Source organism: Salinibacterium sp. NG253 (assembly GCF_015864945.1).
Taxonomy (GTDB): Bacteria; Actinomycetota; Actinomycetes; order Actinomycetales; family Microbacteriaceae; genus Rhodoglobus.
Genome location: NZ_JADYWF010000001.1, coordinates 240,633 through 267,600, shown reverse-complemented (window position 1 = coordinate 267,600; position 26,968 = coordinate 240,633). Strand labels below are relative to the sequence as shown.

The 26,968-nt window shown below is 59.5% G+C and carries 28 protein-coding genes; 16 read left to right on the top strand and 12 right to left on the bottom strand.

Annotated elements, in window-relative coordinates; genetic code table 11:
- The first annotated feature begins 7 nt into the window (after nucleotides 1-7).
- From pgk to I6E52_RS01330, 4 genes are read left to right on the top strand one after another with little or no spacing between them, the layout of a single operon-like run.
- On the top strand, nucleotides 8-1,225 hold the full coding sequence (gene pgk, locus I6E52_RS01345) for a phosphoglycerate kinase (RefSeq protein WP_197154355.1): 1,218 nt from the start codon (nucleotides 8-10) through the stop codon (nucleotides 1,223-1,225).
- Entirely contained in the window at nucleotides 1,213-2,010 is a 798-nt protein-coding gene (tpiA, locus tag I6E52_RS01340) for a triose-phosphate isomerase (RefSeq protein WP_197154354.1), read from the top strand. The genes pgk and tpiA overlap by 13 nt, the downstream gene beginning before the upstream one ends.
- Before the next feature lie 46 nt (nucleotides 2,011-2,056).
- Complete coding sequence (secG, locus tag I6E52_RS01335; RefSeq protein ID WP_197124689.1) at nucleotides 2,057-2,305, top strand: preprotein translocase subunit SecG; 249 nt, start codon at nucleotides 2,057-2,059, stop codon at nucleotides 2,303-2,305.
- 32 nt (nucleotides 2,306-2,337) lie between these two features.
- Nucleotides 2,338-2,703, top strand: coding sequence for an RNA polymerase-binding protein RbpA (locus tag I6E52_RS01330; RefSeq protein WP_197124691.1), 366 nt, complete (start codon nucleotides 2,338-2,340; stop codon nucleotides 2,701-2,703).
- A gap of 115 nt (nucleotides 2,704-2,818) precedes the next feature.
- Here the strand turns inward: I6E52_RS01330 and pgl are convergent, their stop codons facing one another.
- Genes pgl through tkt form a run of 6 tightly spaced genes read right to left on the bottom strand, consistent with a single transcriptional unit; the run spans nucleotide 2,819 to nucleotide 10,992 of the window.
- Nucleotides 2,819-3,622: a 6-phosphogluconolactonase gene (pgl, locus tag I6E52_RS01325; protein ID WP_197154353.1), complete on the bottom strand. Its 804-nt coding sequence runs from the start codon at nucleotides 3,620-3,622 to the stop codon at nucleotides 2,819-2,821.
- Nucleotides 3,619-4,593: a glucose-6-phosphate dehydrogenase assembly protein OpcA gene (locus tag I6E52_RS01320; RefSeq protein ID WP_197124695.1), complete on the bottom strand. Its 975-nt coding sequence runs from the start codon at nucleotides 4,591-4,593 to the stop codon at nucleotides 3,619-3,621. The genes pgl and I6E52_RS01320 overlap by 4 nt, the downstream gene beginning before the upstream one ends.
- Nucleotides 4,590-6,131 carry a glucose-6-phosphate dehydrogenase gene (zwf, locus tag I6E52_RS01315; protein ID WP_197154352.1) on the bottom strand — a complete coding sequence of 514 codons (1,542 nt, stop codon included), beginning with the start codon at nucleotides 6,129-6,131 and terminating at the stop codon, nucleotides 4,590-4,592. The genes I6E52_RS01320 and zwf overlap by 4 nt, the downstream gene beginning before the upstream one ends.
- Before the next feature lie 35 nt (nucleotides 6,132-6,166).
- Nucleotides 6,167-7,765: a glucose-6-phosphate isomerase gene (locus tag I6E52_RS01310; protein ID WP_197154351.1), complete on the bottom strand. Its 1,599-nt coding sequence runs from the start codon at nucleotides 7,763-7,765 to the stop codon at nucleotides 6,167-6,169.
- Nucleotides 7,762-8,874: a transaldolase gene (gene tal / locus I6E52_RS01305; protein WP_197154350.1), complete on the bottom strand. Its 1,113-nt coding sequence runs from the start codon at nucleotides 8,872-8,874 to the stop codon at nucleotides 7,762-7,764. The genes I6E52_RS01310 and tal overlap by 4 nt, the downstream gene beginning before the upstream one ends.
- 24 nt (nucleotides 8,875-8,898) lie before the next feature.
- Nucleotides 8,899-10,992, bottom strand: a complete 2,094-nt coding sequence (tkt, locus tag I6E52_RS01300) for a transketolase (RefSeq protein WP_197154348.1) — start codon at nucleotides 10,990-10,992, stop codon at nucleotides 8,899-8,901.
- Nucleotides 10,993-11,227: 235 nt separating this feature from the next.
- Between tkt and I6E52_RS01295 the strand changes: the two genes are divergently transcribed.
- Complete coding sequence (locus I6E52_RS01295; protein ID WP_197124704.1) at nucleotides 11,228-12,148, top strand: heme o synthase; 921 nt, start codon at nucleotides 11,228-11,230, stop codon at nucleotides 12,146-12,148.
- A gap of 33 nt (nucleotides 12,149-12,181) precedes the next feature.
- On the opposite strand, the gene I6E52_RS01290 is transcribed toward I6E52_RS01295, so the two are convergent.
- Nucleotides 12,182-13,117: a heme A synthase gene (locus I6E52_RS01290; protein ID WP_197154346.1), complete on the bottom strand. Its 936-nt coding sequence runs from the start codon at nucleotides 13,115-13,117 to the stop codon at nucleotides 12,182-12,184.
- Nucleotides 13,118-13,362: 245 nt separating this feature from the next.
- Between I6E52_RS01290 and sufB the strand changes: the two genes are divergently transcribed.
- The 5 genes from sufB to I6E52_RS01265 are packed head-to-tail and all read left to right on the top strand — an operon-like array spanning nucleotide 13,363 to nucleotide 17,435.
- The gene (gene sufB, locus I6E52_RS01285; RefSeq protein ID WP_197124707.1) at nucleotides 13,363-14,781 is read left to right on the top strand and encodes a Fe-S cluster assembly protein SufB; all 1,419 of its coding nucleotides are present in this window, start codon (nucleotides 13,363-13,365) and stop codon (nucleotides 14,779-14,781) included.
- Complete coding sequence (sufD, locus tag I6E52_RS01280; RefSeq protein ID WP_197154345.1) at nucleotides 14,782-15,969, top strand: Fe-S cluster assembly protein SufD; 1,188 nt, start codon at nucleotides 14,782-14,784, stop codon at nucleotides 15,967-15,969.
- The gene (locus I6E52_RS01275; RefSeq protein WP_197135538.1) at nucleotides 15,966-16,301 is read left to right on the top strand and encodes a non-heme iron oxygenase ferredoxin subunit; all 336 of its coding nucleotides are present in this window, start codon (nucleotides 15,966-15,968) and stop codon (nucleotides 16,299-16,301) included. The genes sufD and I6E52_RS01275 overlap by 4 nt, the downstream gene beginning before the upstream one ends.
- Before the next feature lie 35 nt (nucleotides 16,302-16,336).
- The gene (sufC, locus tag I6E52_RS01270; RefSeq protein WP_197124713.1) at nucleotides 16,337-17,101 is read left to right on the top strand and encodes a Fe-S cluster assembly ATPase SufC; all 765 of its coding nucleotides are present in this window, start codon (nucleotides 16,337-16,339) and stop codon (nucleotides 17,099-17,101) included.
- A gap of 4 nt (nucleotides 17,102-17,105) precedes the next feature.
- Entirely contained in the window at nucleotides 17,106-17,435 is a 330-nt protein-coding gene (locus I6E52_RS01265) for a metal-sulfur cluster assembly factor (protein ID WP_100388990.1), read from the top strand.
- Nucleotides 17,436-17,485: 50 nt separating this feature from the next.
- Here the strand turns inward: I6E52_RS01265 and I6E52_RS01260 are convergent, their stop codons facing one another.
- Nucleotides 17,486-18,106 (bottom strand): biotin transporter BioY, encoded by a 621-nt coding sequence (locus tag I6E52_RS01260; RefSeq protein WP_197154344.1) that lies wholly within the window; start codon nucleotides 18,104-18,106, stop codon nucleotides 17,486-17,488.
- Between the two features lie 121 nt (nucleotides 18,107-18,227).
- On the opposite strand from I6E52_RS01260, the gene I6E52_RS01255 reads away from it, so the two are divergent.
- Nucleotides 18,228-19,826 (top strand): ABC-F family ATP-binding cassette domain-containing protein, encoded by a 1,599-nt coding sequence (locus I6E52_RS01255; RefSeq protein WP_197105633.1) that lies wholly within the window; start codon nucleotides 18,228-18,230, stop codon nucleotides 19,824-19,826.
- Nucleotides 19,827-19,890: 64 nt separating this feature from the next.
- Here the strand turns inward: I6E52_RS01255 and I6E52_RS01250 are convergent, their stop codons facing one another.
- Nucleotides 19,891-20,727 carry an SURF1 family protein gene (locus tag I6E52_RS01250; RefSeq protein WP_197154343.1) on the bottom strand — a complete coding sequence of 279 codons (837 nt, stop codon included), beginning with the start codon at nucleotides 20,725-20,727 and terminating at the stop codon, nucleotides 19,891-19,893.
- A gap of 235 nt (nucleotides 20,728-20,962) precedes the next feature.
- Nucleotides 20,963-21,262 (bottom strand): DUF3099 domain-containing protein, encoded by a 300-nt coding sequence (locus I6E52_RS01245; RefSeq protein WP_197154342.1) that lies wholly within the window; start codon nucleotides 21,260-21,262, stop codon nucleotides 20,963-20,965.
- A gap of 71 nt (nucleotides 21,263-21,333) precedes the next feature.
- On the opposite strand from I6E52_RS01245, the gene I6E52_RS01240 reads away from it, so the two are divergent.
- Nucleotides 21,334-22,056, top strand: coding sequence for a beta-ketoacyl-ACP reductase (locus I6E52_RS01240; protein ID WP_197124721.1), 723 nt, complete (start codon nucleotides 21,334-21,336; stop codon nucleotides 22,054-22,056).
- Nucleotides 22,057-22,075: 19 nt separating this feature from the next.
- Here the strand turns inward: I6E52_RS01240 and serB are convergent, their stop codons facing one another.
- Complete coding sequence (gene serB / locus I6E52_RS01235; RefSeq protein WP_197154341.1) at nucleotides 22,076-22,714, bottom strand: phosphoserine phosphatase SerB; 639 nt, start codon at nucleotides 22,712-22,714, stop codon at nucleotides 22,076-22,078.
- 130 nt (nucleotides 22,715-22,844) lie between these two features.
- Here serB and I6E52_RS01230 point away from each other — a divergent pair, with 130 nt between their 5' ends.
- Both I6E52_RS01230 and I6E52_RS01225 read left to right on the top strand, forming a co-directional pair.
- Nucleotides 22,845-23,627: an ABC transporter ATP-binding protein gene (locus I6E52_RS01230; protein WP_197124725.1), complete on the top strand. Its 783-nt coding sequence runs from the start codon at nucleotides 22,845-22,847 to the stop codon at nucleotides 23,625-23,627.
- A 75-nt stretch (nucleotides 23,628-23,702) separates the two neighbouring features.
- Nucleotides 23,703-23,954 carry a type B 50S ribosomal protein L31 gene (locus I6E52_RS01225; protein WP_197105627.1) on the top strand — a complete coding sequence of 84 codons (252 nt, stop codon included), beginning with the start codon at nucleotides 23,703-23,705 and terminating at the stop codon, nucleotides 23,952-23,954.
- A 189-nt stretch (nucleotides 23,955-24,143) separates the two neighbouring features.
- On the opposite strand, the gene I6E52_RS01220 is transcribed toward I6E52_RS01225, so the two are convergent.
- Complete coding sequence (locus I6E52_RS01220; protein WP_197154340.1) at nucleotides 24,144-24,842, bottom strand: exonuclease domain-containing protein; 699 nt, start codon at nucleotides 24,840-24,842, stop codon at nucleotides 24,144-24,146.
- A 129-nt stretch (nucleotides 24,843-24,971) separates the two neighbouring features.
- On the opposite strand from I6E52_RS01220, the gene I6E52_RS01215 reads away from it, so the two are divergent.
- Complete coding sequence (locus I6E52_RS01215) at nucleotides 24,972-25,883, top strand: alpha/beta fold hydrolase (protein ID WP_197154338.1); 912 nt, start codon at nucleotides 24,972-24,974, stop codon at nucleotides 25,881-25,883.
- Nucleotides 25,880-26,965 carry a glycosyltransferase family 1 protein gene (locus I6E52_RS01210; protein ID WP_197154336.1) on the top strand — a complete coding sequence of 362 codons (1,086 nt, stop codon included), beginning with the start codon at nucleotides 25,880-25,882 and terminating at the stop codon, nucleotides 26,963-26,965. The genes I6E52_RS01215 and I6E52_RS01210 overlap by 4 nt, the downstream gene beginning before the upstream one ends.
- Nucleotides 26,966-26,968 lie beyond the last annotated feature (3 nt).

Below are 26,968 nucleotides of genomic sequence, written 5' to 3'. Positions count from 1 at the left end.
AACGATTATGAGCCTCAGAACTCTTTCAACGCTTCCCGACTTGCGCGGCAAGCGTGTCATCGTCCGTTGTGATCTGAACGTACCTCTCAAGGACGGTCAGATTACGGATGACGGCCGCATCCGTGCATCGCTGCCCACGCTTAACGCCCTCATCAATGAGGGTGCTCGCGTTGTCATCGTGTCTCACTTGGGTCGCCCCGGTGGTGAGCCCGATGCTCAGTACAGCCTTGAGCCAGTCGCGCAGCGTCTCTCGGAGCTGTTGGGCAAAGCCGTTGTGTTTGCTAAGGACACCGTCGGGCAATCCGCTGAACAAGCGGTTGCTGAGCTCGACGATTGCGGCGTAGCGCTGTTGGAGAATCTGCGGTTCAACTCCGGTGAAACCTCAAAGTCAGAGACGGAACGTGAAGAGTTTGCCGCCAAGCTCGCTCGCTTTGGCGACGCGTTCGTCTCTGACGGTTTCGGAGTAGTTCATCGCAAGCAGGCAAGCGTGTTCGAGTTGGCCAAGGCCCTCCCGAGCGCTGCTGGTTTGCTCATCGAAACTGAACTTGGCGTTCTCGAACGCCTTACGGTCACCCCAGAGCGTCCTTACACGGTCGTGCTGGGCGGGTCCAAAGTTTCCGACAAGCTCGACGTCATCGGCGCGCTTCTTCCGCGCGTCGATACGCTGCTCGTTGGTGGTGGAATGCTCTTCACCTTCCTTGCCGCGCAGGGCTACAAGGTCGGAGCTAGCCTCCTCGAGAGCGACCAGCTCGAGACGGTGCGGGGATATATCAGCCAGGCTGAAGAGCTGGGTGTCGAGATTGTTCTCCCGACAGACATTGCGGTTGCCGCTTCGTTTGGACCGGATGCCGCTCACACGGTAACGCCGGCTCATGCGATTGAAGACACCGAGTTCGGTGCTGCTGGTATTGGACTCGACATCGGGCCGGACACTGCGGCACGATTCGCGGAAGTGATTCGCGCCTCCAAGACTGTTTTCTGGAACGGCCCGATGGGCGTGTTCGAGTTCCCAGCTTTTGCGGCAGGAACAAAGGCAGTCGCGCAAGCGCTCACTGAGACAGATGGATTCGGCGTTGTCGGCGGTGGCGATTCTGCTGCAGCCGTTCGCGCATTAGGTTTTGACGACGACCAGTTTGGTCACATTTCTACGGGTGGCGGTGCGAGCCTCGAGTTCCTCGAAGGCAAGCAGCTTCCCGGACTGGAGGTACTCGGATGGCAAAGGTAAAGCGCGTCCCGCTTATCGCGGGAAACTGGAAGATGAATCTTGACCATCTTCAGTCGATCGCTTTCGTGCAGAAGCTGGCATGGACGTTGAAAGACGCGAACCATGACTTTGGTGTTGAAGGGGCAGAGGTAGCGGTATTCCCGCCCTTCACGGATCTGCGATCGGTGCAGACCCTCGTCGCCGCCGACAAGCTCGAGGTACGTTTCGGTGGCCAAGATCTTTCAGAACACGATTCAGGCGCGTACACGGGAGAAATCTCGGGCGCATTTTTGGCCTCACTCGACTGCCGCTACGTACTGGTCGGTCACTCCGAGCGTCGCACGATGCATGGCGAGACGGACGAGCAACTCGCTCGGAAGGTCGCCGCAGCTGTGAAGCACGGACTGGTGCCGGTATTGTGCGTCGGAGAGACGGCCGATGATCTTGAAGCTCACGGCCCTAGCGCCGTTCCCGTCGCTCAGCTGAAAGCTGGACTCGCTGAGGTATCGGGCACGCCGGAGCTCGTCGTTGCGTATGAGCCCGTGTGGGCAATCGGATCGGGCAAGGCCGCGACGCCGGAACAGGCTGAGCAAGTTGCAGCGCGACTGCGCGAAACGCTCGCCGAGGTGCTTGGCGACGACGTCGCTGCGGCCACACGAATCCTCTACGGGGGTTCCGTGAAGTCTGGCAACATTGCGAGCCTCATGCGCGAACCCAATATTGACGGCGCTCTTGTGGGCGGTGCAAGCCTTGATGTGGCGGAATTCGCCAGCATCTCGCGCTTCTCCAAACACGTCGGCACCTAGCCGTTATACTGTTCGAGGCCGGAACGGCCTGTTCGAAAGGTTCTTTGTGGAAATTCTCCAAGTTGTGCTGCAGGTATTGCTCGGCATTACGAGCTTGCTGCTCACACTTCTCATCCTTCTTCACCGCGGGCGCGGTGGAGGTCTCTCCGACATGTTCGGCGGGGGAACCACGTCCAATCTTGGCGCATCGGGTGTTGCAGAACGTAACCTGAACCGCATCACGGTGATTCTGGGCGTCGTGTGGATCAGTTGCATCGTGGTTCTTGGTCTCATCACCAAATTCGACGGCGCCTAAGAACCTCCAGTTTTAGCAAACGAAGGAACACAGTGGCAGCAGGCGGAAGTGCAATTCGTGGGTCACGCGTTGGCTCGGGCCCCATGGGCGAACAAGATCGTGGTTTTCACGCTGAACGCGTGCAAATCTCCTACTGGGACGCTCTCGGAAACGAAACTGTAAGGTCGTTCTCTGCGAACGTTCCCGACGAGGAGATTCCCGAGACGATTGATTGCCCGTCGTCGGGTCTCCCCGCGGGGCGTGACAAGGAGAATCCGCCGTCGGCTTCGAAGCTAGAGCCCTACAAGACTCACCTTGCCTACGTCAAAGAGCGCCGCAGCGATGACGAAGCGACTGAGCTCCTTGATGAGGCGCTGCTGCAGCTGCGTACTCGTCGTGGCACCGCCACTGCAGAGTAGCTATCTGTTCTTCGCATCCGCGCCTAAGGCCGCATTCTGAATGAACACAAGCCTCACGAGTAAAGGCCCCAACCGTTTCGGTCGGGGCCTTTACCCGTTAAAGCGCGTTTGAGACTCAGTGCTCGTCAGTGGAGTCGGCGCTGGTCCAAAACTGTCCTGGATCAATCAGCGATGCAGGAACTTGGGCTGCAGCATCCGAGTCGACGAAGAAGAGTGTCTTGCGCCGGCCTTCAAGACCCGCTGCAGGAACTTCGTTATAGCTTGCACCGGCGAGCGTTAGCCCAAGCGCTGAAGCTTTGTCACTGCCGGCCACAACGGCCCAGATTCGTACTGAAGAATTGATCACGGGCAACGTGAGGCTGACACGTTCGTCCGGGGGTTTAGGGGAGTTGCGAACGGCAATCACCGTGCGTTCCGTCTCACGGATTCCCTCGCGCTCAGGGAAGAGCGACGCGATATGACCATCCGGGCCGACTCCGAGAAAAACAATATCGAAGTTCGGGTACTTTCCATTTCGAGCGGAATGAGCCGCAAGGTCGTTCTCATAAGCCTGGGCCGCGTCATCCAGGGTGAGACCTGCGTCGGATGCCGCAACAGCGTGAACGCGCCGCGGGTCGATAGGAATGTGGTCAAGCAACGCTTCACGCGCCTGCACATCGTTGCGCTCAAGATCTCCCGCGGGGAGCCAGCGTTCGTCGCCCCACCAGAAGTTAACGCGTGACCAGTCGACGGCATCCCGCTTAGATGACTTGTTGATGGCTTTGAGAACTGCTTGCCCCATGGTTCCACCGGTAAGGACAACGGTTGCTTCATCGAACTCGGCGATGATGTGCGGCACTTTCGAAAGGAATCGCGCCGCGACCGCTTTCGCCAGCTTTGCTTTGTCGGTGTGAACTATCGCACGACGTTCGTTACTCATTCGCTCTTCGCCTTCGTAGAGTTGTTGATCTGAACGCCCGTAATCTCGCTGACGCCGTGACGAACCACGTCACCGAAGAGGCTGTCGGGGTCGAGCCGACGAAGTTCTTCCGCGAGGCAGTCGCGAAGACTGCGACGCGGCAACGAGATGTCGTGAACGGGCTGATCGGGTTGTGTCAACGTCGCGATGTTGGCGATGTTGCGCTCGAGCGTTATCGTTCCTGACGCTCGTTCAAAAATCACAGCATGGATACCGGTGGGTACGGGGGAGCCCTCGGCTACGTGCAGGGTCACCTTGACCTTGAGCTGCATCTGCAACCACGCGGCAAGCAGCATCGTCGATGCGGAATCTGCTGCACCGCTGACGGTAACCGCAGTGATCGATTCGTAGGGAGGCTGGTCGAGTACGGCAGCAAGCTGCGCGCGCCAGAGCGTGAGCCGCGTCCAGGCGAAGTCAGTGTCGCCGGGCACGTAGGTCTTGCACATGCGATGCATCGCATCGAGTGGATTAGCGCTGGCAGCAGCATCCGTAATGCGACGTTGCGCGATGCGTCCCAGTGGCGACTGGGAGGCGCTTGCGGGGCCTTCGCCGGGCCACCACGCGACGACGGGAGCATCGGGTAGCAGTAGACCGGTAACGAGGCTTTCTTGATCGAGAGCCGCGTCCCCATGCGCGGTAACCACGATTACCTCGCTTGCGCCGGCATCTCCACCGACACGAATCTGTGCATCGACGCGAGCTTCTTCATCACGAGCGGATGACGCGCTACTCGTCGAGACGACCAGCACGCGCATCGGGTGCTCCCGGGATGCATCGTTAGCTGCTGCGATCGCTTCTTCTTCGTTACCGAACTCGGTAGCGATGATCAGCGTGAGCACGCGGCCGAGCGCGACGGCTCCGCCATCTTCACGGATCCGTACAAGCGCCTTCGAGATCTTCGCGGTAGTGGTGTTGGGCAGATCAACAATCATGGTCGTCTCCAGACTCGTCCATCGCGTTCCATGAGGTCATCCGCGGACTTCGGGCCCCAGGTGCCAGGCCGGTACTGTTCCGGGGCGCCCTGCGTGGCCCAGAACTCTTCAATGGGGTCAAGAATCTTCCAGCTGAGCTCGACCTCTTCATGACGGGGAAACAGCGGCGGATCGCCAAGCAATACGTCGAGGATGAGTCGTTCGTAAGCTTCGGGGCTGGCCTCGGTGAACGCGTGGCCATAGCCGAAGTCCATGGTGACGTCGCGCACATGCATTTCGGCGCCGGGAACTTTCGACCCGAAGCGAATTGTGACTCCCTCATCGGGCTGCACGCGAATAACGAGAGCGTTTTGCCCGAGTGCCGACGTGCGGCTCTCTTCGAAGAGGTACTGCGGAGCACGCTTGAAAACCACGGCAATTTCGGTGACGCGTCGTCCGAGGCGCTTTCCAGCGCGCAGGTAGAACGGCACCCCAGACCAGCGGCGCGTACCAATGTCGAGGCGGATCGCAGCGTAGGTTTCTGTTTCAGATTCGGGGTTCATCCCGTCTTCAGCCAAGAAGCCGGTGATCTTCTCGCCACCCTGCCAACCGCCGGCGTATTGACCGCGCGCGGTGTGCTCGCCAAGGTTCTCAGGCAGACGCACAGCCGAGAGAACCTTTTCCTTCTCGGCGCGCAAGTCAGCGGCATCGAAAGAAACAGGTTCTTCCATCGCGGTCAGAGCGAGGAGCTGCAACAGGTGGTTTTGGATGACGTCGCGAGCGGCACCAATGCCGTCGTAGTAGCCGGCCCGGCCGCCAACTCCAATGTCTTCCGCCATCGTGATCTGAACATGATCAACGTGGTTGGAGTTCCAGATCGGCTCAAAAAGCTGATTGGCGAAGCGCAACGCAAGAATGTTCTGAACAGTCTCTTTGCCCAAGTAGTGGTCGATGCGGAACACGCTATCGGGCGGGAACACTGACTCCACCACGTCATTGAGTTCACGAGCAGTGGTGAGATCGCTACCGAATGGTTTTTCGATGACCACGCGGCTCCACTGGCCATCACGCTGTTCTGCGAGGCCTGAGTTGCGGAGTTGCTCCGTTACCTGCGGGAATGACTTCGGAGGGATCGAAAGATAGAACGCGTGGTTGCCCATCGTGCCGCGCTCACTGTCCAGGGCGGACAGCGTTTCCTTCAGTCGTTCAAAGGCCGCAGCATCGTCAAACTCGCCCTGCACGAAACGGATGCCTTGAGCGAGTTGTTTCCAGACGTCTTCATCAAAGGGCGTGCGCGCGTACTGCTTAACGGCATCGTGAACGACCTTTTCGAAGTCTTGATCTTCCCAATCTCGGCGGGCAAACCCGACAAGGGCGAAGCCTGGGGGAAGTAGCCCCCGATTGGCGAGGTCGTAGACAGCCGGCATCAATTTCTTGCGCGACAAGTCGCCGGTTACGCCAAAAATGACCAGAGCGCTCGGACCAGCAATGCGATTAAGCCTGCGGTCAGAACTCAACCGCAGGGGATTGAACTCAGCACTGATGTCAACGGGGGACATACTTCTCCTCTATGTGCGGCACGTAGGTGCTGCAGCTAGCCGATCGCGTCGAGAACCTGCGGCAACGAAACCTTTGGGTTCGACACCGTGAGACTCAGGACAGGGCGGCCATGTTCGGCCAGAACGCTGGCGTCGCCGGCGGCCTGTGCCCGGATGAGCTGCCCAAACGTAAACGGACGGTCAGGAATCTGCAAATCAGTTTCTTCGACAACAATGATCTGAAGGAACACTCCGATTGCCGGGCCACCCTTGTGGAACTGGCCGGTGGAGTGCAGGAACCGTGGTCCCCAACCGAATGTCACCGGGCGCTTTGCGCGGGCTGCTGCCCGCTCACGAAGCTCGGGGAGTTCCGGGTAACCAGTGCGGTCGGCGTAAACCTGAATCGCGACATAACCGTCGTCAGCCAGATACGACAGTAGCGACGAAACAACTCCAGCGAGGTCACTGCTGTCAGCCACCACGCCGTCCGTGCCGCGAACCTCAATATCGCCGACCGAGAAGGCCGGGGCCTGCGGGGGAGTCGGGTTATCAATGAGCTCGCGCGCTGCGTTCTTCGCAGCTTCAACGTCTGGCTGATCGAACGGGTTAATCCCGAGGATTCGACCAGCAACGACCGTGGCGTACTCCCAGAGCAGCAACTGTCCGCCGAGCGAACCAGCGATTTCAATCTCGCCCTCTGCTACCTCTTTGGTGTCATCCCAATCGCCAACGAGTCGAACGATCTGGAGGTCATCCAAACCTTCCGTGAGCTCGGGCGAGTTGGTCTGCAGCACGACCGGAAGAAGTCCCTTGCCGAGCTTTCCCGTGGATTCGGCGATGAGCTGTTCTGCCCAGTCTCCGAACCCAAGGATGTGGGTTCCGTCGGTCACGATGCCGAGTTTGTCCTTGAGGGGATCGGTTCCGGCAATCGCAGCGCCAAGCACGAGACCCGGGTTGCTCTCGTTGTCGACAGCAAGCTCGACCATGACAGCCTCGGCTTCATCGAGAAGCTCGGCCAGGTCGACGCCGGCAAGTCCAGACGGAACGAGTCCGAAGGCGGTGAGTGCCGAATAACGGCCGCCGACGTTGGGGTCAGCGTTGAACACGCGGTATCCCGCAGCGCGAGCCGCGACATCCATCGGCGAACCGGGATCAGTGACGATCACGATGCGTTCCCGAGGGTCGATTCCGGCATCCGTGAAGAATTTTTCGTAAATGCGCTTCTGCGAATCGGTTTCGAGCGTCGAGCCCGACTTGGAGGAGATGACGACGGCCGTCGACTGAAGACGATCCGCGAGGGCAGCCTGCACCTGTGCCGGGTCTGTCGAGTCGAGAACTGTGAGTTCAACTCCGTACGTGCGAGTGATGACCTCAGGGGCAAGCGACGAACCGCCCATGCCGCCCAAGACAAAGTGATTCACGCCGTCGGCGCGCAGCTTGTCGCGCAGGGCGTAGATGTCTTCGATCATCGGACGACCGACCGAAACAGCCTCGACCCAGCCCAAGCGCTTGGCCGACTCTTCTTCAGCGGCGGGGCCCCAGAGCGTCGCGTCGCCGCCGGTGATGCGACTGGCAACGAGATCGTTGACCAGCTGCGGAACGATGCGGTCGACGGCCTCCGCCGCCGCGCCCGATACTGCGAGTTTTACACTCATTTTGCGGCCTCAAGAGCGGCTGACACGGTGTCGAGCAGCTCGTTCCAGGAGACGATGAACTTCTCAACGCCCTCTTTTTCGAGAAGCGCGGTCACCTCGTCGTAGGAAATACCCAGCGCCGTAAGCGCATCGAGGGTGAAGTTGGCTGCATCGTAGTTAGCGGTGACCTGCTCGCCTTCGATAACGCCGTGGTCGAAAGTCGCTTCGAGCGTCTTCTCGGGCATCGTGTTCACGGTCTCGCCAACGGCAAGCTCGGTGACGTACAGCGTGTCAGGCAGGCTCGGGTCCTTCACGCCGGTGGAAGCCCAGAGCGGACGCTGCTTGTTCGCACCAGCGGCGATGAGAGCCTGAGCGCGATCGGTAGCAAAAGCATTCTCGTAAACCTCGTAGGCGAGTCGTGCGTTTGCGACGCCAGCTTTGCTCTTGAGGGCCTTGGCCTCATCCGTACCGATCGCGTCAAGACGCTTGTCGATCTCGGTGTCTACGCGGGAGACGAAGAACGATGCGACCGAGTGAATCTTTGAAAGGTCATGGCCGGCAGCCTTCGCCTTCTCCAAGCCAGTGAGGTAAGCCTCGATAACTTCGCGGTGACGCGCCAAGCTGAAGATCAAGGTGACGTTGACGCTGATTCCGGCTGCGATCGTTGCAGTGATGGCCTCGAGGCCCTCAACGGTCGCGGGAATCTTGATCATCGCGTTCTCGCGAGCAACCTTCGCCCAGAGCTGCTGAGCCTGAGCAATCGTGCCGGCGGCATCATGGGCCAGTCCAGGTTCGACCTCGATAGAGACCCGGCCATCGCGGCCCTCAGTGGCGTCATAGACGGGGCGGAAAATGTCGCTGGCAGCAGCAACATCGTCAGTCGTGATCTCGAACACAGCATCAGTGACGCTCGTGCCCTTGGCAGCCAGAGCTGCAACCTGCTCGTCATAGGCCTCACCCTTTGCCAAAGCGGTAGCAAAAATCGTGGGGTTGGTCGTGACGCCAACAACGTTGCGTGATGCAATGAGCGACTGGAGTCCGCCCGAGTTGATTCGCTCACGCGAGAGGTCATCAAGCCAGATGCTTACGCCGAGGCCCGAGAGCGCTGCGGTAGGTGTTTCGTTAGTCATTTCTTGTCTCCTTATCTGGGGCGCCTAGACGGCGTCCAGAGAATCGCGTGCAGCGGCCACAACGGCCTCGGTGGTGATTCCAAACTCACGGAACAGAGTCTTGTAGTCGGCGGATGCTCCAAAGTGATCGATTGAGATGCTGCGACCTGCGTCGCCAACGTACTCGCGCCATCCGGTGGATACTCCTGCTTCGACCGATACACGTGAACGCACAGTAGAAGGCAAAACGGACTCGCGGTATTCCGCGGTCTGCTCCGCGAACCATTCAAGGCTAGGAGCGGACACGACGCGCGCGTTGATTCCGTCAGCCTTGAGCGTCTCGCGGGCTTCCACAGCGAGCTGCACTTCAGAACCGGTGGCAATCAGAATGACGTCCGGAGTTCCGTTGGGCGCTTCAGCGAGCACGTAGGCTCCCTTGGCTACATTCGCAGCGGAAGCGAAGGTCTCACCGGTCGCGTCTGCGTCCCCACGATCGAATGTGGGCACGTTTTGACGGGTGAGGGCGATACCCGCTGGGCCGTTACGACGCTCAAGGATCGTCTTCCACGCCCACGCGGTCTCGTTGGCGTCGGCTGGGCGAACAACATCCATGCCAGGAATCATTCGCAAGCTGGCAAGCTGCTCGATCGGCTGGTGAGTAGGACCGTCTTCGCCGAGCGCGATCGAGTCGTGAGTCCACACGAAGATCGACGGCACCCCCATGAGAGCGGCCAGTCGAACAGCCGGACGCATGTAGTCGCTGAAGATCAGGAACGTTCCGCCGAAAGCGCGAGTGTTTCCGTGAAGAACAATGCCATTGATGATTGCGCCCATGGCGTGCTCACGGATGCCGAAGTGAAGTACGCGACCGTACTCGTTTCCGCTCCATTCGCCGGTGGAGTGCTCGCTCGGAACGAACGACTTCGCTCCGGCAATGGTGGTGAGGTTCGACTCGGCGAGGTCAGCAGAGCCGCCCCACAGCTCGGGCATGATGGCGCCGATTGCGCCGAGTACCTTGCCGCTTGCTGCACGAGTCGAGACATCTTTGCCTGCTTCGAACTGGGGGAGTGCTTCTTCGACGCCCTCAGGCAATGCACCAGAGAGGACACGGTCCAGCAGAGTCTTGCGCTCGGGGTTTGCCGCAGCCCACTTGTCGAAGGATTCTGTCCACTCAGCGCGCTGTTGCTTTCCACGGTCAATAGCTTGACGCGTGTGAGAGATAACGTCGTCGTCGACGACGAAGCTCTGCTCGGGGTCGAAGCCAAGAGCCTTCTTAGTGCCAGCAAGTTCTTCAGCGCCTAGGGCGGATCCGTGGATCTTTCCGGTGTTCTGCTTGCTGGGGGCTGGCCAACCGATGATGGTGCGGAGAATGATGAGCGACGGCTGGTCGGTGACGGCCTTGGCGTCCTCGATCGCGGCGTTGAGCGCCTCGACGTCTTCGACGTACTCGCCAGTCTTCTTCCAGTCAACGACCTGCACGTGCCAGTTGTAGGCCTCGTAGCGCATCTGCACATCTTCAGTGAAAGCGATGTTGGTGTCGTCTTCAATAGAGATCTGGTTGCTGTCGTAGATAGCAATGAGGTTGCCGAGCTTCTGGTGACCGGCAAGCGAGGAAGCTTCTGCTGACACGCCTTCTTGAAGGTCGCCATCGCCCGCGATCACGTAGACGAAGTGGTCGAAGGGGCTCGTGCCCGCTTCGGCCTCGGGATCAAACAATCCACGCTCGTAGCGTGCCGCGTAAGCGAAGCCGACAGACGAGGCGATGCCTTGACCGAGAGGGCCGGTGGTGATTTCTACGCCCTTGGTGTGGCCGTACTCGGGGTGTCCCGGAGTGAGCGAACCCCACGTGCGTAGAGCCTTGAGGTCATCGAGTTCAAGCCCATAACCGGCAAGGTACAACTGAACGTACTGAGTGAGCGAGCTGTGGCCCACCGAGAGGATGAACCGGTCACGGCCAATCCACTGATCGTCGCTTGGATCGCGACGCATCACCTTCTGAAAGAGCAAGTACGCTGCAGGCGCCAAACTCATCGCGGTACCGGGGTGACCGTTACCTACCTTCTCAACAGCATCTGCCGCCAGAATTCGAGCGGTGTCTACCGCTTTGTTGTCGATGTGATCCCATTGAAAAGCTGCCATGAGAATAATGACCCTTCTGCAAGCGAAGTGCCTAGCCAGAAATGACTAGGGCACGTGAACGACCCGCCACATACCATCATTGGCTCGGTCAGCGGTTTTGCCGTAGTGCACTGGTGGTGCGCGCGAGCATGCCACCGACAGGCGGGCACCCCAAGTATAGGGAACCCGGTACACGATCGCTCCCTTACTACGGTGACGGTCAGCACATTTTGATATGCGGTTTAGAATCGTAGATATGGATGTCACTTTAGAAGCCCCCACGCAGCAGCAACGCATTGGCATCCTTCGCAAGATTCGCGCCTACGTTGCGCTCACGAAACCGCGGGTTATTGAGCTTCTGCTCGTCACCACGGTGCCTGTCATGGTGCTTGCCGCTGGCGGCATCCCTAATCTGTGGCTGGTATTGGCCACGTTGGTCGGCGGAATTCTCAGCGCATCCTCGGCTAATGCGTTCAACTGCTACATCGACCGCGACATCGATCGCATCATGGCCCGCACCAAGAACCGACCGCTCGTGACGGGCGAACTCAGCGACCGCGAAGCTCTTCTCTTTGCGTGGATCAGCGGGGTCGGCTCGGTTGTATGGCTTGGCGTGCTCACCAACTGGCTTGCAGCCGCGCTGTCGCTGTTCGCGATCCTTTTCTACGTTTTCGTTTACACGCTCCTCTTGAAGCGTCGCACTCCACAGAACATTATCTGGGGCGGCATCGCTGGCTGCATGCCCGTACTTATTGGCTGGGCAGCCGTCACCAACGATCTTTCGTGGGCAGCCTGGATCCTGTTTGCTGTGGTCTTCTTGTGGACGCCGCCGCACTACTGGCCGCTGTCAATGAAATACCGCGCTGAGTACCAATCGGTCGGCGTTCCCATGCTTGCCGTTGTTCGTGGCCGTGCGGCCGTCGGCCTTCAGGTAATCCTCTACGCGTGGGCAACCGTCGCGTGTTCACTTCTGCTGGTACCTGTCGCTGACATGGGTATCGTTTACACGCTCGTTGCGACCCTGAGCGGTGCGTGGTTCATCATCGAATCGCACCGGTTGTACTCGACGGCGATCCGCCACGGCGAGGTCAAGGCCATGCGTGTATTCCACAGTTCGATCAGCTACCTGACGCTGGTATTCCTTGCCGTCGGCATTGACCCGCTGCTGCCGTTCTAGCGAACGCAGCACCAGCGAGTCACGCGTGACGAACTAGCGTGCGGCCACGGTTTTCTCTTCGGTTGCTGCCCGTTGATTGACGCTCGGGCGAAGCGAGAGCACTACGGCCGTCATAGCGGCAGCAATTGCACAGGCAAGAACCATGTGGCTGCCAACCAATAGGATCGGCAGCCCACTGCGCGACTGGATGATTCCGATTGTGGCCTGAACGACTTCGAGCACGAGCAGAATCACTGCGAAGTCAAGGATGCGACGGTGGCCGCCCTTGGCGAGCAGAATCACCAACGCGAGGGTCGCAGCGAGTAGCGCGTAGCCAGGCCAGCTGTGTACATGCTGCAGGATGCCCGCATCCAAACCATTGCGCGCTGTGCCGTCGTCACCCGCGTGCGGTCCAGCACCGGTCGTCAGGATGCCGGCAATGATCGTGAGCGCAACAAACATGCTGGTCACATGGGTCAGGATCATGATGGGGCGCGACACTTCAAGCGTGCTTCCGCGCAATCCGGTCCAGACTCGGTACACAAGTGCAGCACTCACGGCGACCAGGATTGCTGAGATGGCGTAGTGCACGCCCACGATGCTGGGATCGAGCTGAACTCGCACGGAAAGGCCACCGATGAGGCCCTGCAACACTGTGCCGCCGAGAATCACGAGCGCAAGCGTCATCAGGTCGCGACGTTCACGGCGGATTCGCAGCAGCATCAGAACCATGAGAATTGCGACGAATCCCACGATTATCGACAACAGCCGATTACCAAACTCGATGGCGCCGTGCACCCCCATCTCCGGGGTTGCGATAAGAGAGGCGTCGGTACAGAGCGGCCAGGTGGGGCATCCGAGCCCCGAACCGGTCAATCGAACGGCCCCGCCCGTCGCCACGATCAGTATTTGAATGACGAGCGTAGCCACCGCAAAAAATTTCACTCGAGCGTCTACAGATTGGGGCAATCGTGCGATGACGGCGTTCACGGCCGTACCTCCTGTTATTTCGGGCTTCTGCCTGTAGAATGGATTGCGTTCAGGAACACAGCCCACGCCGGGAAGTCAATGTTGACAGCGGGATAATCTCTCGCTTGTCCTGTTTCAGTCTAAGTTCGCCCGCGCAGTGTTGTGACACAGCGCACGCGGCCCCACTAAATATTCCCGGCAAAGTGCTGTGCGAAGGAATGCCAACGCAGCCACCTTGGTTGATAGGGGCAGGAAAAGAGGTACCAATGTCCGACGTGCTGATCGATCGTCCGGAACTCAATGGCATGGGCCAGTATGAGTTTGGCTGGGCTGACTCCGACGTTGCGGGAGCCTCTGCGCGACGGGGCATCAACGAAGAGGTCGTTCGCGACATCTCTACGCTTAAGAATGAGCCCGAATCTATGCTCAAATTGCGTCTCAAGGGCCTTGAGCTCTTCGGTCGCAAACCGATGCCGAAGTGGGGCGCCGACTTGTCGGGCATCGACTTCGACAACATCAAATACTTTGTCCGCTCCACTGAAAAGCAGGCGCAGACGTGGGAAGACCTTCCCGCCGATATTCGCGATACTTACGAGAAGCTGGGTATTCCGGAGGCTGAGCGCAACCGTCTGGTTTCCGGCGTTGCTGCACAGTATGAGTCGGAGGTTGTCTTCCACTCCATCAACGCCGAGCTTGAAGCCAAGGGCGTCATCTTCATGGACACCGACACGGCGCTGCGCGAGCACCCCGAGTTCTTTGAGGAGTACTTCGGCACTGTGATTCCCGCCGGCGACAACAAGTTCGCTGCGCTGAACACCGCCGTGTGGTCGGGTGGTTCCTTCGTTTACGTGCCCAAGGGCGTCCACGTTGAGATCCCGCTTCAGGCCTACTTCCGTATCAACACGGAGAACATGGGCCAGTTCGAACGCACTCTGATCATCGCTGATGAAGGTTCGTACGTTCACTACATCGAGGGCTGCACCGCTCCGATCTACAAGTCGGACTCCCTGCACTCTGCGGTTGTCGAAATTATCGTGAAGAAGGACGCTCGCGTTCGCTACACGACGATTCAAAACTGGTCGAACAACGTATACAACCTCGTCACCAAGCGTGCGATCGCTCACGAGGGCGCAACCATGGAGTGGATCGATGGAAACATCGGTTCCAAGGTCACGATGAAGTACCCGTCGATCTACCTGGTGGGGGAGCACGCCAAGGGCGAAACCCTTTCCGTTGCCTTCGCGGGCCCCGGTCAGCACCAAGACGCCGGAGCCAAGATGATCCACATGGCGCCATACACGACCTCATCGATCGTCTCGAAGTCTGTCGCCCGTGGTGGCGGTCGCGCTGGCTACCGTGGAGAAGTCCGCGTTGACGAGAAGGCCCATCACTCAGCAAACACTGTTCGCTGTGATGCTCTCTTGGTTGACACGATTTCGCGCTCGGATACGTATCCGTCGATTGACATCCGAGTGGATGACGTTCAGCTTGGTCACGAAGCAACTGTTTCCAAAGTCAGCGCTGAACAACTCTTCTACCTTCAGTCGCGCGGCATGGAAGAAGATGAGGCGATGGCCATGATCGTGCGTGGCTTCATCGAACCCATCGCGCGCGAACTGCCCATGGAGTACGCCTTCGAACTCAATAAGCTCATTGAACTGAGCATGGAAGGATCCGTCGGCTAAATGACCGTCGTTACACCAGAACAGCACGGACTCAAGGCTCATAGCGACGGCGGATGGGACGCAAGCGAAAAAGGCTTCGTTCCCGTTCAGACTCGCTCAGCACGCCCTCGGTCTTTCGAACACACCGATTTCGCTCCCGTCAATGGACTAGAAGCTGAGTGGAAGCTCACGCCAGTCAAGCTCATCAAACCGCTTCTTGACGACGCTCTTGACGGCGCTCCCTACGCGATCGACACGGATGCCCCTGAGGGCATCAGTGTCGAGTGGGTAGCGCGTGACGACGCGCGCATTGCTTCGGCAGGCGCGCCAGAAGAGCGTGCCTCCGCCAATGCTTGGACCAACTTCGAGCAGGCCCTCGCCATCACCATTACGGGCGAAGAGCACTCAACAGTGCGAATCTCTCGCTCAGAGTTGGGCAACACAGCACGTGCCGGCCACATTGTGATCACCGCGCGCGCCCATAGCAACGGCACCGTCCTTGTGGAGTCGTCTGGCTCGGCACTTCTCAGCGAGAACGTTGAGGTTGTTGTTGAAGAAGGCGCGACGCTGAACTTTGTCAGTGTTCAGGACTGGGCAGACGACGCCATCCACCTCGCGAGTCATTTCGTACAGGTCGGCCGCTCAGCCACCCTCAAGCACACGATTGTGTCGCTTGGGGGCAAGGTTGTTCGCGTCAATCCGTCGGTGCACTTGTCGGGGGAAGGCGCCGACGGCGAGCTCTACGGTCTCTATTTTGCGGATGCGGGACAACACCTCGAGCAGCGTGTGTACCTTCACCACGAAGCAGCGCAGACTCGCGGTCGAGTGAACTACAAGGGTGCCCTTCAGGGTGCCGGAGCGCGCACGGTTTGGGTCGGAGATGTCCTGATCGGCCCGCACGCAGCCGGTACCGATAGCTACGAGCAGAACCGCAACCTCGTCTTGACCGAGGGAACTCGTGCAGACTCGATCCCGAACCTTGAGATTGAGACTGGCGATATTCAGGGTGCCGGCCACGCCAGCGCTACTGGTCGCTTCGACGACGAGCAGCTGTTCTATCTGCAGGCTCGCGGTATCTCCGAAGCAGAAGCTCGACGTCTTGTCGTCATCGGCTTCCTCTCTGAGATCGTGCAGAAAGTCGGCGATGAGCAGCTCGAAGCTCGTCTCCACACCGCTATCGAAGCGGAGCTGGAAGGAACCATCTCGTGACCGCTCAGCGCGTCTGCGGTATCGATGAACTCGAGACCAACAAGGCCTATCGGGTGGAACTAGACGGCACCGCAATCTGTGTCGTCAAAGATTCTGCTGGCGATGTTCATGCGATCGGCGACACGTGCACACACGGCGACATTTCGCTTGCGGAGGGTTTCGTCGAAGACGGCGCTATTGAGTGCTGGGCCCACGGCTCGCTCTTCTCGCTCGACACCGGTAAGCCCTTAAGCTTGCCCGCCTATGAACCTGTACCGGTCTTTGTAGTGAAGATCGACGACGACGGAGGGGTTCACATCGACCCCGAGGACACCGTCGCCATCGAGAGCTAATCGCTCTCCATACGAGACCATTAAGGAAAGAAATAATGTCAGTACTGTCAGTCAAAGACCTGCACGTCAGCGTCGAAACCGAGCAGGGCACGAAGCAGATCCTCAAGGGAGTGGACCTTGAGATCAAACAGGGCGAAACCCACGCCATCATGGGCCCCAATGGCTCGGGCAAGTCGACCCTTGCCTACACAATCGCGGGGCACCCCAAGTACCACGTCGAGAGCGGTTCGATCACGCTTGATGGTGCAGAAGTGCTCGACATGAGCATCGACGAGCGCGCTCGCGCAGGCCTCTTCCTTGCCATGCAATACCCGGTTGAGATTCCCGGCGTTAAGGTTGCTGACTTCTTGCGCACCGCGAAGACCGCTCTGGCCGGAGAGGCCCCCGCGCTTCGTCCCTGGATCAAAGAAGTCAACGGTGCGATGAAGGCTCTCCGCATGGACAAGACTTTCTCCGACCGCAACGTCAACGAAGGTTTCTCCGGCGGAGAGAAGAAGCGCAACGAGATCCTTCAGCTGGAACTCCTCAAGCCTCGATTCGCGATTCTTGACGAGACCGACTCCGGCCTCGACGTCGATGCGCTCAAGATCGTGTCAGAGGGTGTCAACCGCGCACAGGAATCGACAGGCCTTGGTCTGCTGTTGATCACCCACTACACACGCATTCTTCGCTACATCACGCCGGACTTCGTTCACGTCTTCGTTGACGGCCGCGTTGCAGAAGAGGGTGGCCCCGAGCTTGCAGATCGCCTTGAAAACGAAGGTTACGATCGATTTTTGACCGACACGAGCGTAGCGTAGGCGTATGTCTACTGTTTTGGCGCCCGCCCTTTTCGACGAGGTTGAAGAGGCTCTCAAAGATGTCGTAGACCCTGAGCTCGGGGTCAATATTGTTGACCTCGGACTCATCTACGACCTCAGCTGGGATCCCGAGAACAACGCGCTGATTATCAGCATGACGCTTACCTCAGCTGGTTGCCCGCTGACTGACGTTATCGAGGAGCAAATCGCTCAGTCTCTCGATAACGTCGTAGAAGCGTTCCGCATCAACTGGGTGTGGATGCCGCCATGGGGTCCTGAAAAGATTACTGACGACGGCCGCGACATGATGCGGGCTCTCGGCTTCTCGATCTAGTCGGCTTCTCGATCTAGTCGGGGCCTGCATCCCAGGTTGTCGGCTGTGGCTTAACGCTGCCCTGCAGCCTGAGGATCGTGCTGGGTTGCCTTTTTCCAAGCGTAGGAAAGCAAAGTTGCGGCAACGATCACTTTGACTGCAGCGCCGACCAGAAATGGTGCAACGCCGATGTCGAGGAGACTCGAAATGGTGTAGTCACGCCCCATCGAGGTTAACGCTCGCGCCAGTCCAATCAGGCCCGCTGCGTAGATCGCCGCGGTTCCGATTGCCGCGGCCGCTACCGCTTTCCAGAATCGGCGATCCCAGTGTCGTTCGGCTAGCGCACCCATGATCCAAGCGCCGACAATGTATCCGACGATGTACCCGCCTCCGGTTCCGGTCAGCACCTCTAGGCCTCCACTGGAGTCGCTGAACACGGGGAGTCCGACTGCGCCGAGGAGCGCGTAAAGCGTCATCGCCAGGGCGGCGCGCGTTGCCCCCAAAGACAGACCAACGATCATGACGGCCAGCGTTTGTCCAGTGATGGGCACCGGATAGAGCGGCACGACGAATTGCGCTGCGAGGGCAGTGAACCCTGCTCCGGCGGCAACAAAGATCACGCTCGCAGCCCAATTTGGCCCAAAGATGAGATCAACAATCGTTGGTTTGAACAATCGAGTAGCGATGCTCACGGTGGCGGCCTCTCGCTTCCCTATTCTCAGAACTGCACTGCGCAGTCGACGGTAGGAAGTAGACTAGTTGGTTGGTGCTGTCGCCCACTAACCCCAACCCCCAAGATTTGGACGTTTTGCCGTGCTTGCTGTGCATGATCTCGAGTTGCGCGTTGGCGCACGCATGCTGATGCAGGGCGTCAACTTCCGTGTAGATCGCGGAGACAAAATTGGGCTGGTTGGCCGCAACGGCGCTGGCAAGACCACTCTCACTAAGACGCTCGCCGGGGAACTCGAATCCACAGGCGGCAAGATTGAGCGCACCGGTGAGATCGGATATCTCCCGCAAGACCCCCGCTCTGGCAACCCCGAAGACCTTGCCCGGACGCGGATCCTCGATGCTCGCGGCCTCGGCAGCATCGTACTGAAGATGCGTCAGGCACAGGATGAGATGGGCAGCAGCGATGCAGCGGTGAGCACCGCTGCCATGGATCGTTACGGCAAGCTCGACGATCAGTTCATGGCATTGGGCGGATACGCCGCTGAGGCTGAGGCAGCTTCCATCGCGAGCAACCTGAGCCTTCCCGACCGCATTCTCGACCAGCAGCTCTCGACGCTCTCCGGTGGTCAACGCCGCCGTATCGAACTTGCTCGAATCTTGTTCTCGGGCGCAGACACCATGCTCCTTGATGAGCCCACTAACCATCTCGATGCCGACTCTGTTGTCTGGCTGCGAGAATTTCTGAAGAACTTCAGCGGCGGCCTGATCGTGATTAGCCACGATGTTGAGCTAGTCGAAGACACTGTTAACAAGGTCTTCTACCTCGACGCGAACCGTCAACTTATCGATCAGTACAACATGGGCTGGAAGCATTACCTGCGCCAGCGCCAATCCGATGAGGAACGCCGGAAGAAGGAACGTGCCAACGCCGAGAAGAAGGCATCGACCCTTCAGGCTCAAGCTGCTCGCTTCGGCGCCAAGGCATCCAAGGCGGCGTCTGCCCACCAGATGGTGGCTCGAGCCGAGAAACTGCTTGCCGGTCTTGACGACGTTCGGACCGCTGATCGCGTTGCCGCTCTGCGCTTCCCGGATCCTGCACCCTGTGGTCGTACGCCGTTGATGGGCCACAACCTCAGCAAGAGCTACGGCTCGCTCGAAATCTTTGCGTCCGTCGACCTCGCGATCGACCGCGGTTCGAAGGTTGTCATCCTCGGCTTCAACGGTGCAGGAAAGACAACCCTGCTCCGAATGCTCGCCGGCGTCGATGAGCCAGACACTGGTGAAGTCGAAGCTGGTCACGGCCTGCGCATCGGTTACTACGCTCAAGAGCACGAAACCATCGACGTCAAGCGCTCTGTTCTCGAAAACATGGTCTCATCGTCGCCTAACATCACCGAGATGGAAGCGCGTCGGGTTCTCGGCTCGTTCCTGTTCAGTGGGGATGACGCGACGAAGCAAGCCGGCGTGCTTTCGGGTGGAGAGAAGACTCGTCTTGCTCTCGCAATGATCGTCGTGAGTGGCGCCAACGTGCTCCTCCTCGATGAGCCCACTAACAACCTTGACCCGGCCAGCCGTGAGGAGATTCTTGGTGCTCTCGCGAGCTACACGGGCGCTGTTGTACTTGTAAGCCACGATGAGGGCGCTGTCGAAGCCTTGAACCCTGAACGAGTTCTGATCTTGCCTGACGGCATCGAGGACCACTGGAACAAGGACTACGCCGACCTCATCAGCCTCGCCTAGCTAGGGGAGCGTGGCGACGACGCCGCATCCCGCTTACGTCGCGAGCGGAAGCGTTGGGCGCTGGTTAGGAATCGAGGATTGCGTCTTCGATTTCTGCGTCAGTAGGACCGCGTTTCACTGCCTTGTCGCGACGCTTCTTAGCGCGCTCCCGTTCAGCGGGATCCTCCTCGTTGACGAGACGATACTCCTGACGCACAGCCCAGGCGAGCCCGATGAAAGCAAGCACGCCAAAAGCGACCCACTGGAAGGCGTAGGAGAGATGGGCGCCTTCATCGAGTAGCGGTTTCGGGTATGCCAGCGGCATATCGGCGACCGCGGGGGACTCAGACGCCAACAGGCCATACGCGCCAACGTAGGTTGGTTCGCCCACAAGTTCCGCGACGGTCGGCAAGTGAATGGTTGCGATCTGTCCCTCGGGTGCTGAGCGGTTGTAGACCGTTGGTTCACTCGGCTTGAGTCGTAGAACGAGCTCCACCTGCCCCGTGGGAGCAGCGGGCACAAAATCGGGTTCATCTTGGCTGTTTCCCGAGGGAACCCATCCACGGTCAACAGCAACAATCTCGCCGCTGTCGAGCTTGAAAGGTACAAGCACTTCGAAGCCTGGCTGACCACCGTACGGCCGCCCGCGCACAAGGAGTTGCTCAGCAGTCAGGTACTCCCCGGTAACGGCCACAGACTTCCACTTGTTGTCGACATCGAACTCGTCGAGCTCGGGCATCACACTCTCGAGGTCTTGGGGGGCTGCATCCCAGTTGTCGCTAACGCGAGCGACCTCCGCGGCCGCTTCCGCGCGCCGGTCAAACTGCCAATGCGAGAGAAAAACGCAGCCAATTGCGAAGGCGATGACCAAGGCCAAATACCCAAACCACCGACGAGAAAATGCGAAACGCCACCGGTTCACGCGCCGCTCCCATCAGGAACCACTGAAACGTCATCCGAGAGGTCGCTAACCACGACAGGGAAGTTGCGGGTCGTCAAGTATTCGCGCAAGTAGTCCACGTGGTCAGCGCAGGCCAACCACACCTTCACCCGCTCAAGCCCGTGAATACGCGGGTTTCGCCAGTTGACGTTCCACTGCGCGGGCGCTGTGCACCCTGCGCGCGAGCACCGTTGTGTGCTCGGGCCACTCTCACCGATCACCGAGCCGCCTCGTCCGTTCCGCGTGAAGCGAAGGAGTCACCCGATTTCAATGCGAATTGGCCAGGCGTGGACACAACGCCAGCGCGCTGAGTGCTGACGTTGGCCAGCACGACGGCAACGTAGGGCAACACGACGGCGCCAAGCACGGGCAACACAAGCCACCACCCCCGCACGAAGACGCACAGCAACACGCACACAATTCGTATCCCCATAGCTATGGAGTAGTTGATGACGCGGCGACGGCGTTCAGCATCGGGCCGCTCAGGGAGCGACGTGATCGACTCAGGAGTGTTCATGGGCTTTCTTAGGTTGCCGAGGTGACTACACCTAAGCCTACGCCCGTGCTGGCGACTATATGCTGGGAACCATGAGCAGCACAGCAACTGAATCACGAATCGTTCTTGTCACCGGCGGCAATCGCGGCATTGGCCGGGCAATTGCCGAAGAGTTTGTGGCTCAGGGCTACCGAGTCGCCGTTACCGCCCGCTCGGGCACGGGCCCAGAAGGAACCCTCACGGTAACCGCGGACGTCACCGATCCCGCAAGTATCGACGCTGCGTTCAGCGAGGTAGAGTCCAAACTCGGTCCCGTCGAAATCGTTGTAGCGAACGCGGGAATCACCCGGGACATGCTCCTCATGCGTATGAGTGATGACGACTTCACCGATGTCATCGACACCAATCTCTCCGGAGCCTTCCGCGTCGTGAAGCGCGCTTCCAAAGGCATGATGAAGGCCCGTTTCGGCCGTGTCATTCTCGTTTCGAGTGTTGTTGGCCTTCTCGGTTCGGCTGGCCAGGTCAACTATTCCGCTTCCAAGAGCGGACTCATTGGACTCGCCCGCTCTCTCACCCGTGAGCTCGGCAGCCGCGGAATCACCGCCAACGTTGTAGCTCCAGGGTTCATCGAAACCGATATGACCGCAGCGCTGCCAGTCGAGCAACAGGACGCGTATCTCAAGCAGATTCCTGCCAACCGTTTTGCCCACCCGGCCGAGGTCGCGAAAGCGATCGCGTGGCTTGCGAGCGACGATGCCGGCTACATCTCAGGCGCGGTCATCCCCGTCGATGGTGGACTAGGAATGGGCCACTAGCCAGCTCTTGTTTGGGCGTTTAGCCCCGAAGCCCCATTACCGCAAGCACCGCGCTGAGGTCACGGCTGTCGATGTGTACGTCAGCATTGGCGCGCACAATCGGCTTGGCTGTAATGCCGACCGACAGTGCTGCTGCATCCATCATCAATAGATCGTTGGCGCCGTCACCAACCGCAATGGTGCGAGACAGGGGAGTGTCGGAGGCGGCCGCCCACTCCCGCAATGAGTCTGCTTTGGCTTGAGCGTCGATCACCGGGCCGAGGACGGCTCCCGTGACCACACCGTTCTTCACTTCGAGACGGTTAGCTCGGGCGTAGTCCAGACCGAGACGCACGGCAAGAGGATCAAGAAGCTCATGGAAACCGCCAGAAACTGCTGCCACGTGCCCGCCGGCTGCTTTAACACCAGCGATGAGCTCCTCAGCGCCGTTCGTGACGCGGATGTCGCGAGCACACTCGGCAATCACTGCCTCGGGCAGCCCAGCCAGGGTTGCTACTCGCGCCCGAAGGCTCTCTTCGAAGTCGAGTTCCCCATTCATCGCACGCGTCGTGATCTCTGTCACCTCTGGCTCGGAGCCTGCACGCGCAGCGAGTAATTCGATTACCTCGTTCTCAATCAACGTGGAGTCGACGTCAAAAACTACGAGAAATTGTGCCAAGGCGATGACCCTTCAATCGACGGTTCACGTCGTCGGTCTCGAGAACCGCACGACTTCACTCGTCAGACTATCGGGATCGCCCTCGTTGCCTCGCCCACGGGAGCCAGCAAGGCAATAGGATGATGACATCATGGCTAGCGTTCTCACCTTCTCCGACGTCACCGTCACTCGTAGTGGCAATACGATCCTCGACTCTGTTTCTTGGAGTGTGGAAGCTTCCGATCGGTGGGTGATTCTCGGCCCCAATGGGGCAGGCAAGACCACGCTGTTGCAGCTGGCCGCGGCTCAGATTCATCCGAGCTCGGGCGAAGTCACCGTGCTCGACAGCACTCTTGGCGCGTCCGACGTTTTCGACGTGCGCCCGCGCATTGGTTTTGCCTCAACCGCTCTTGCCCGCCGGGTCCCCGGCAACGAGAGTGTTCTTGACGTTGTCTTGACCGCTGCGTATTCCGTAACGGGTCGCTGGAATGAAGAGTATGAGAATGTCGATGTGCGCCGTGCACGTCGTGTCCTCGCCGAGTGGAGTCTCTCGCACTTAGAAGAACGTCGCTTCGGTGATCTCAGCGATGGCGAACAAAAGCGCGTGCAGATTGCGCGCTCCGTGATGACCGACCCAGAACTGCTCTTGCTCGACGAGCCTGCAGCGAGCCTCGACCTCGGCTCACGGGAAGAACTGGTTCAACTGCTGAGCGGATACGCTCAGGCAGATACCGCGCCAGCAATCGTAATGGTGACACACCACGTGGAAGAGATTCCGCGAGGATTCACCCACGCGCTGGTTTTGTCCAAGGGTTCCGTGCACAGCGCGGGTAAGATCGATGACGTTGTTACGTCAGAGAACTTGAGTGCCGCTTTCGGTCTCGAACTCATCATCACAAAAGACTCCGGCCGCTACACCGCGCGTGCTGCCTAATCCTCTGATAGGCTTGTGTGTCGGTCCGCGTGACCGCCTACGTCTTTTATTTATTCAAGAACCCAGGGAAATCCAATGAAGTCCGAGACCCACCCCACATACATGCCCATCGTCTTTCGCGACCTCGCGTCTGGCTCCACGTTCCTCACTCGTTCAACTGTGACGAGCGAGAAGACGATCGAGTGGGAAGACGGAAACACCTACCCGGTCATCGACGTCGAAATCTCCTCCGAGTCGCACCCGTTCTACACGGGTAAGCAGCGCATCATGGACTCCGCAGGACGCGTTGAGAAGTTCAAGAACCGTTACAAGGGCTTCGGCAACTAGTAACACCCAGTTTTTCCTGAAGGCGACCGGTTATCCGGCCGCCTTCAGTCGTTAACGGCACGATCGCATTCGCGCACCGTCACCGTGCAACGTCACCATCACTGTGCACCGGCAACGGCAACGGCAACAACAGAAAATGCGCGACGTTCCGTGGAACGTCGCGCATTGCTGATCGAGGCTGGGGGAGCGCTACTGCGGGAACGAGCGTACTGGCCACTCCAAGTTCGCCACGAAGCTCTCGTCGCCCTTAGACCTGCGGATGAACTCCTGAAAGCTTGCCGACTGCTCGGCGTACCAGCGCTGTTGCATCGCGTGCAATTCGCCGAAGGGAATGCTGAGCTGCTCCGTGTACTTCAGCAGGAGCGCTTGCGCGACTCGGGCAGCGGCGATCGCGTCGGCACCAGCATCATGGGCATCGTCCAAAGCGACACCGTACAGCGCCGAAGTCGCTTCGAGGGTGCGCTTGCCGCGGCGGTAACGATCAACGCCTTTATCGATAACGAGGGGGTCGATGACGATGTAGGGCTCTGCGAGACCATCGACCGAGTGCCGGCGGCACTCACGGTCGAGCAGCGAGAGATCGTAGGGAGCATTGTAAACAACGAGGGGGATACCACGGGCACAGGTGTCTCTGAGCGTGTTGACAATTTCTGCCACGACAAGGGCCGCGTCGCGCCCCTCAGCCCGTGCACGCTCGGTAGTAATTCCGTGAATCGCGGCAGCGCCATCCGGAATCTCAACCCCGGGGTCTGCAAGCCAATCCCACCGAGAAGTCACCGCTCCCGACCCGTCGATGAGGGCGATACAGGCGGAAACGATGCGACTGGTCTCTACGTCGACGCCGGTGGTTTCAAGATCGAAGGTGGCTAGGGTGCCGGAATTGCTCATGAACTCAGCGTAGGGCGAGACACTGACACCGGGAACTCGGCTCGCGGAGTTACGGCGTCGAACTGGAGCGGCAACCCATTTGAAACCAGGATGTCAGCAACGAGCGGCGCACTGCATAAGATTGTTCGAATGAGACCCGCATCGCCCTATGGAGCACTGCTCGACGCCACCCCGGCGAGGCACTCCGTTGTCGATGTACTCGGCGCTGCAACCCACTATTGGGAATACGGCCCCGATGACGCCGAGACCGTTCTGGTTCTCGTGCATGGCTTTCGGGGCGACCATCACGGCCTCGAGGCCGTCTGCGCTCACCTTCGTGGCATCCGCATCATCAGTCCCGACATTCCGGGTTTTGGCGCCTCCGAGCCGCTCAGCGGTCGGGCACACGACATCGAGGGGTATGCGCTCTGGCTTCAGAGCTTCGTCGAAGCACTCGGCCTCGACGGGCGCGCAATTATTCTCGGGCATTCCTTCGGATCGATTGTCGTCTCTGCCGCCCTTGCCCGTGGCCTTGTCACGCCGCGGCTCATTCTCGTCAATCCCATCGCGGCGCCGGCGCTCTCGGGCCCGAATGGCGTGCTCAGCACGATCACACTCTGGTTTTATCAACTCGCCCGGGCTCTGCCGCATGCGATCGGTGCGCCGATGCTCAGCAACTGGCTCGTCGTGCGGGTGATGAGTCTTGCCATGGTGAAGACTCACGACCCCGAACTTCGGCGCTGGGTTCACCAACAGCACCATGCGCACTTCAGTAGTTATGCCAATCGCGACAGCCTGCTTGAAGCCTTCGAGGCATCGATCGGGTCGGATGTCAGCATGTTCGCGCCGCAGATAACCATTCCCACGCTCTTGATCGGGGCTCGCAATGACCCCATCAGCCCGGTTCCAGCACAGGAGCGACTGCACACCCTCTTCGCCGACTCACAGCTCGAAATTTTCGACGACGTTGGCCATCTCATCCACTATGAACGGCCGCGCGAAGCTGCCGAACTGATTGTTAGGTTCCTGAACGCGGGAACAGTTGCGGAGCCCCTCTCATGAAGATCGTTTTCGATTGTCGCTATACGCGCATCGGCCGCCACGATGGAATCAGTCGCTATGGTTCTCGCCTCGTCGAGGAGCTAAGCAAACTACACCCCGTGACCATGCTGGTTTCCGATAAGCGCCAGCTCGAGCTTTTGCCAGACCTGCCCTGGGAAATGGCGTCGTCACCCACCGGCATCCTGGAGCCCTTAGTTGCTCTTCAGGTCAACAAGCTCAAGCCGGATGTCGTGTTCACTCCCATGCAAACAATGGGCCCGTTCGGTCGCAAGTACGCTCTCGTCACGACAGTGCACGATCTCATCTACTACAAGCACCCCACTCCGCCTCACAACCTGCCGTGGGCAGTGCGTGTGATGTGGCGTGCGTATCATCTGACCTGGGCGTTCCAACGGGCACTTCTGAACAGGGCAGATGCCCACGTCTCCGATTCCCAGACGACGCGTGATCAGATGGTGGAGCACAACCTCACGCGCAATCCCATTGCCGTCGTCACGCTGGGAACCGATAGCCCAGCCGATTACGTGCCCCGGGCGGCACCAACGACACGGGAGCTCGTCTACATGGGCTCCTACATGCCGTACAAGAATGTGGGGCTCATTGCTCGGGCGCTCCACGATTTGCCCGGCTACACCCTTCATCTCATGAGCCGAGTCGACGAGAGGTCGAAGGCGGAGCTGACGGCACTCGCACCAGAGTCGAGCCTCATCTTCCACAACGGAGCAAGCGACGAGGTCTATTCGGAGACTTTGTCGCGGGCAACCGCTCTCGTAACCGCATCCCGTGATGAAGGCTTCGGCCTACCTCAGGTTGAGGCGATGGTGCTTGGCACGCCCGTGCTCGTCAGCGATACTGCGATCTTCCGTGAGATCTCCGGCCCCGCTGGCGGATTCTTCAACCCAGACAAGCCTGCCGAGCTGGTTCGCGAAGTACACGCGCTCGAGGACCCCGCAACATGGCAGGCGCGCTCGACTGCCGCTCGCACGCGGTCAGCAGAGTTCACGTGGGAGAAGGGTGCCGCGACGCTCTACCAAGTGCTTCAGGATGCCGTTGCGGCCCGCGAAGCGAAGAAGAATCGCTAGCGG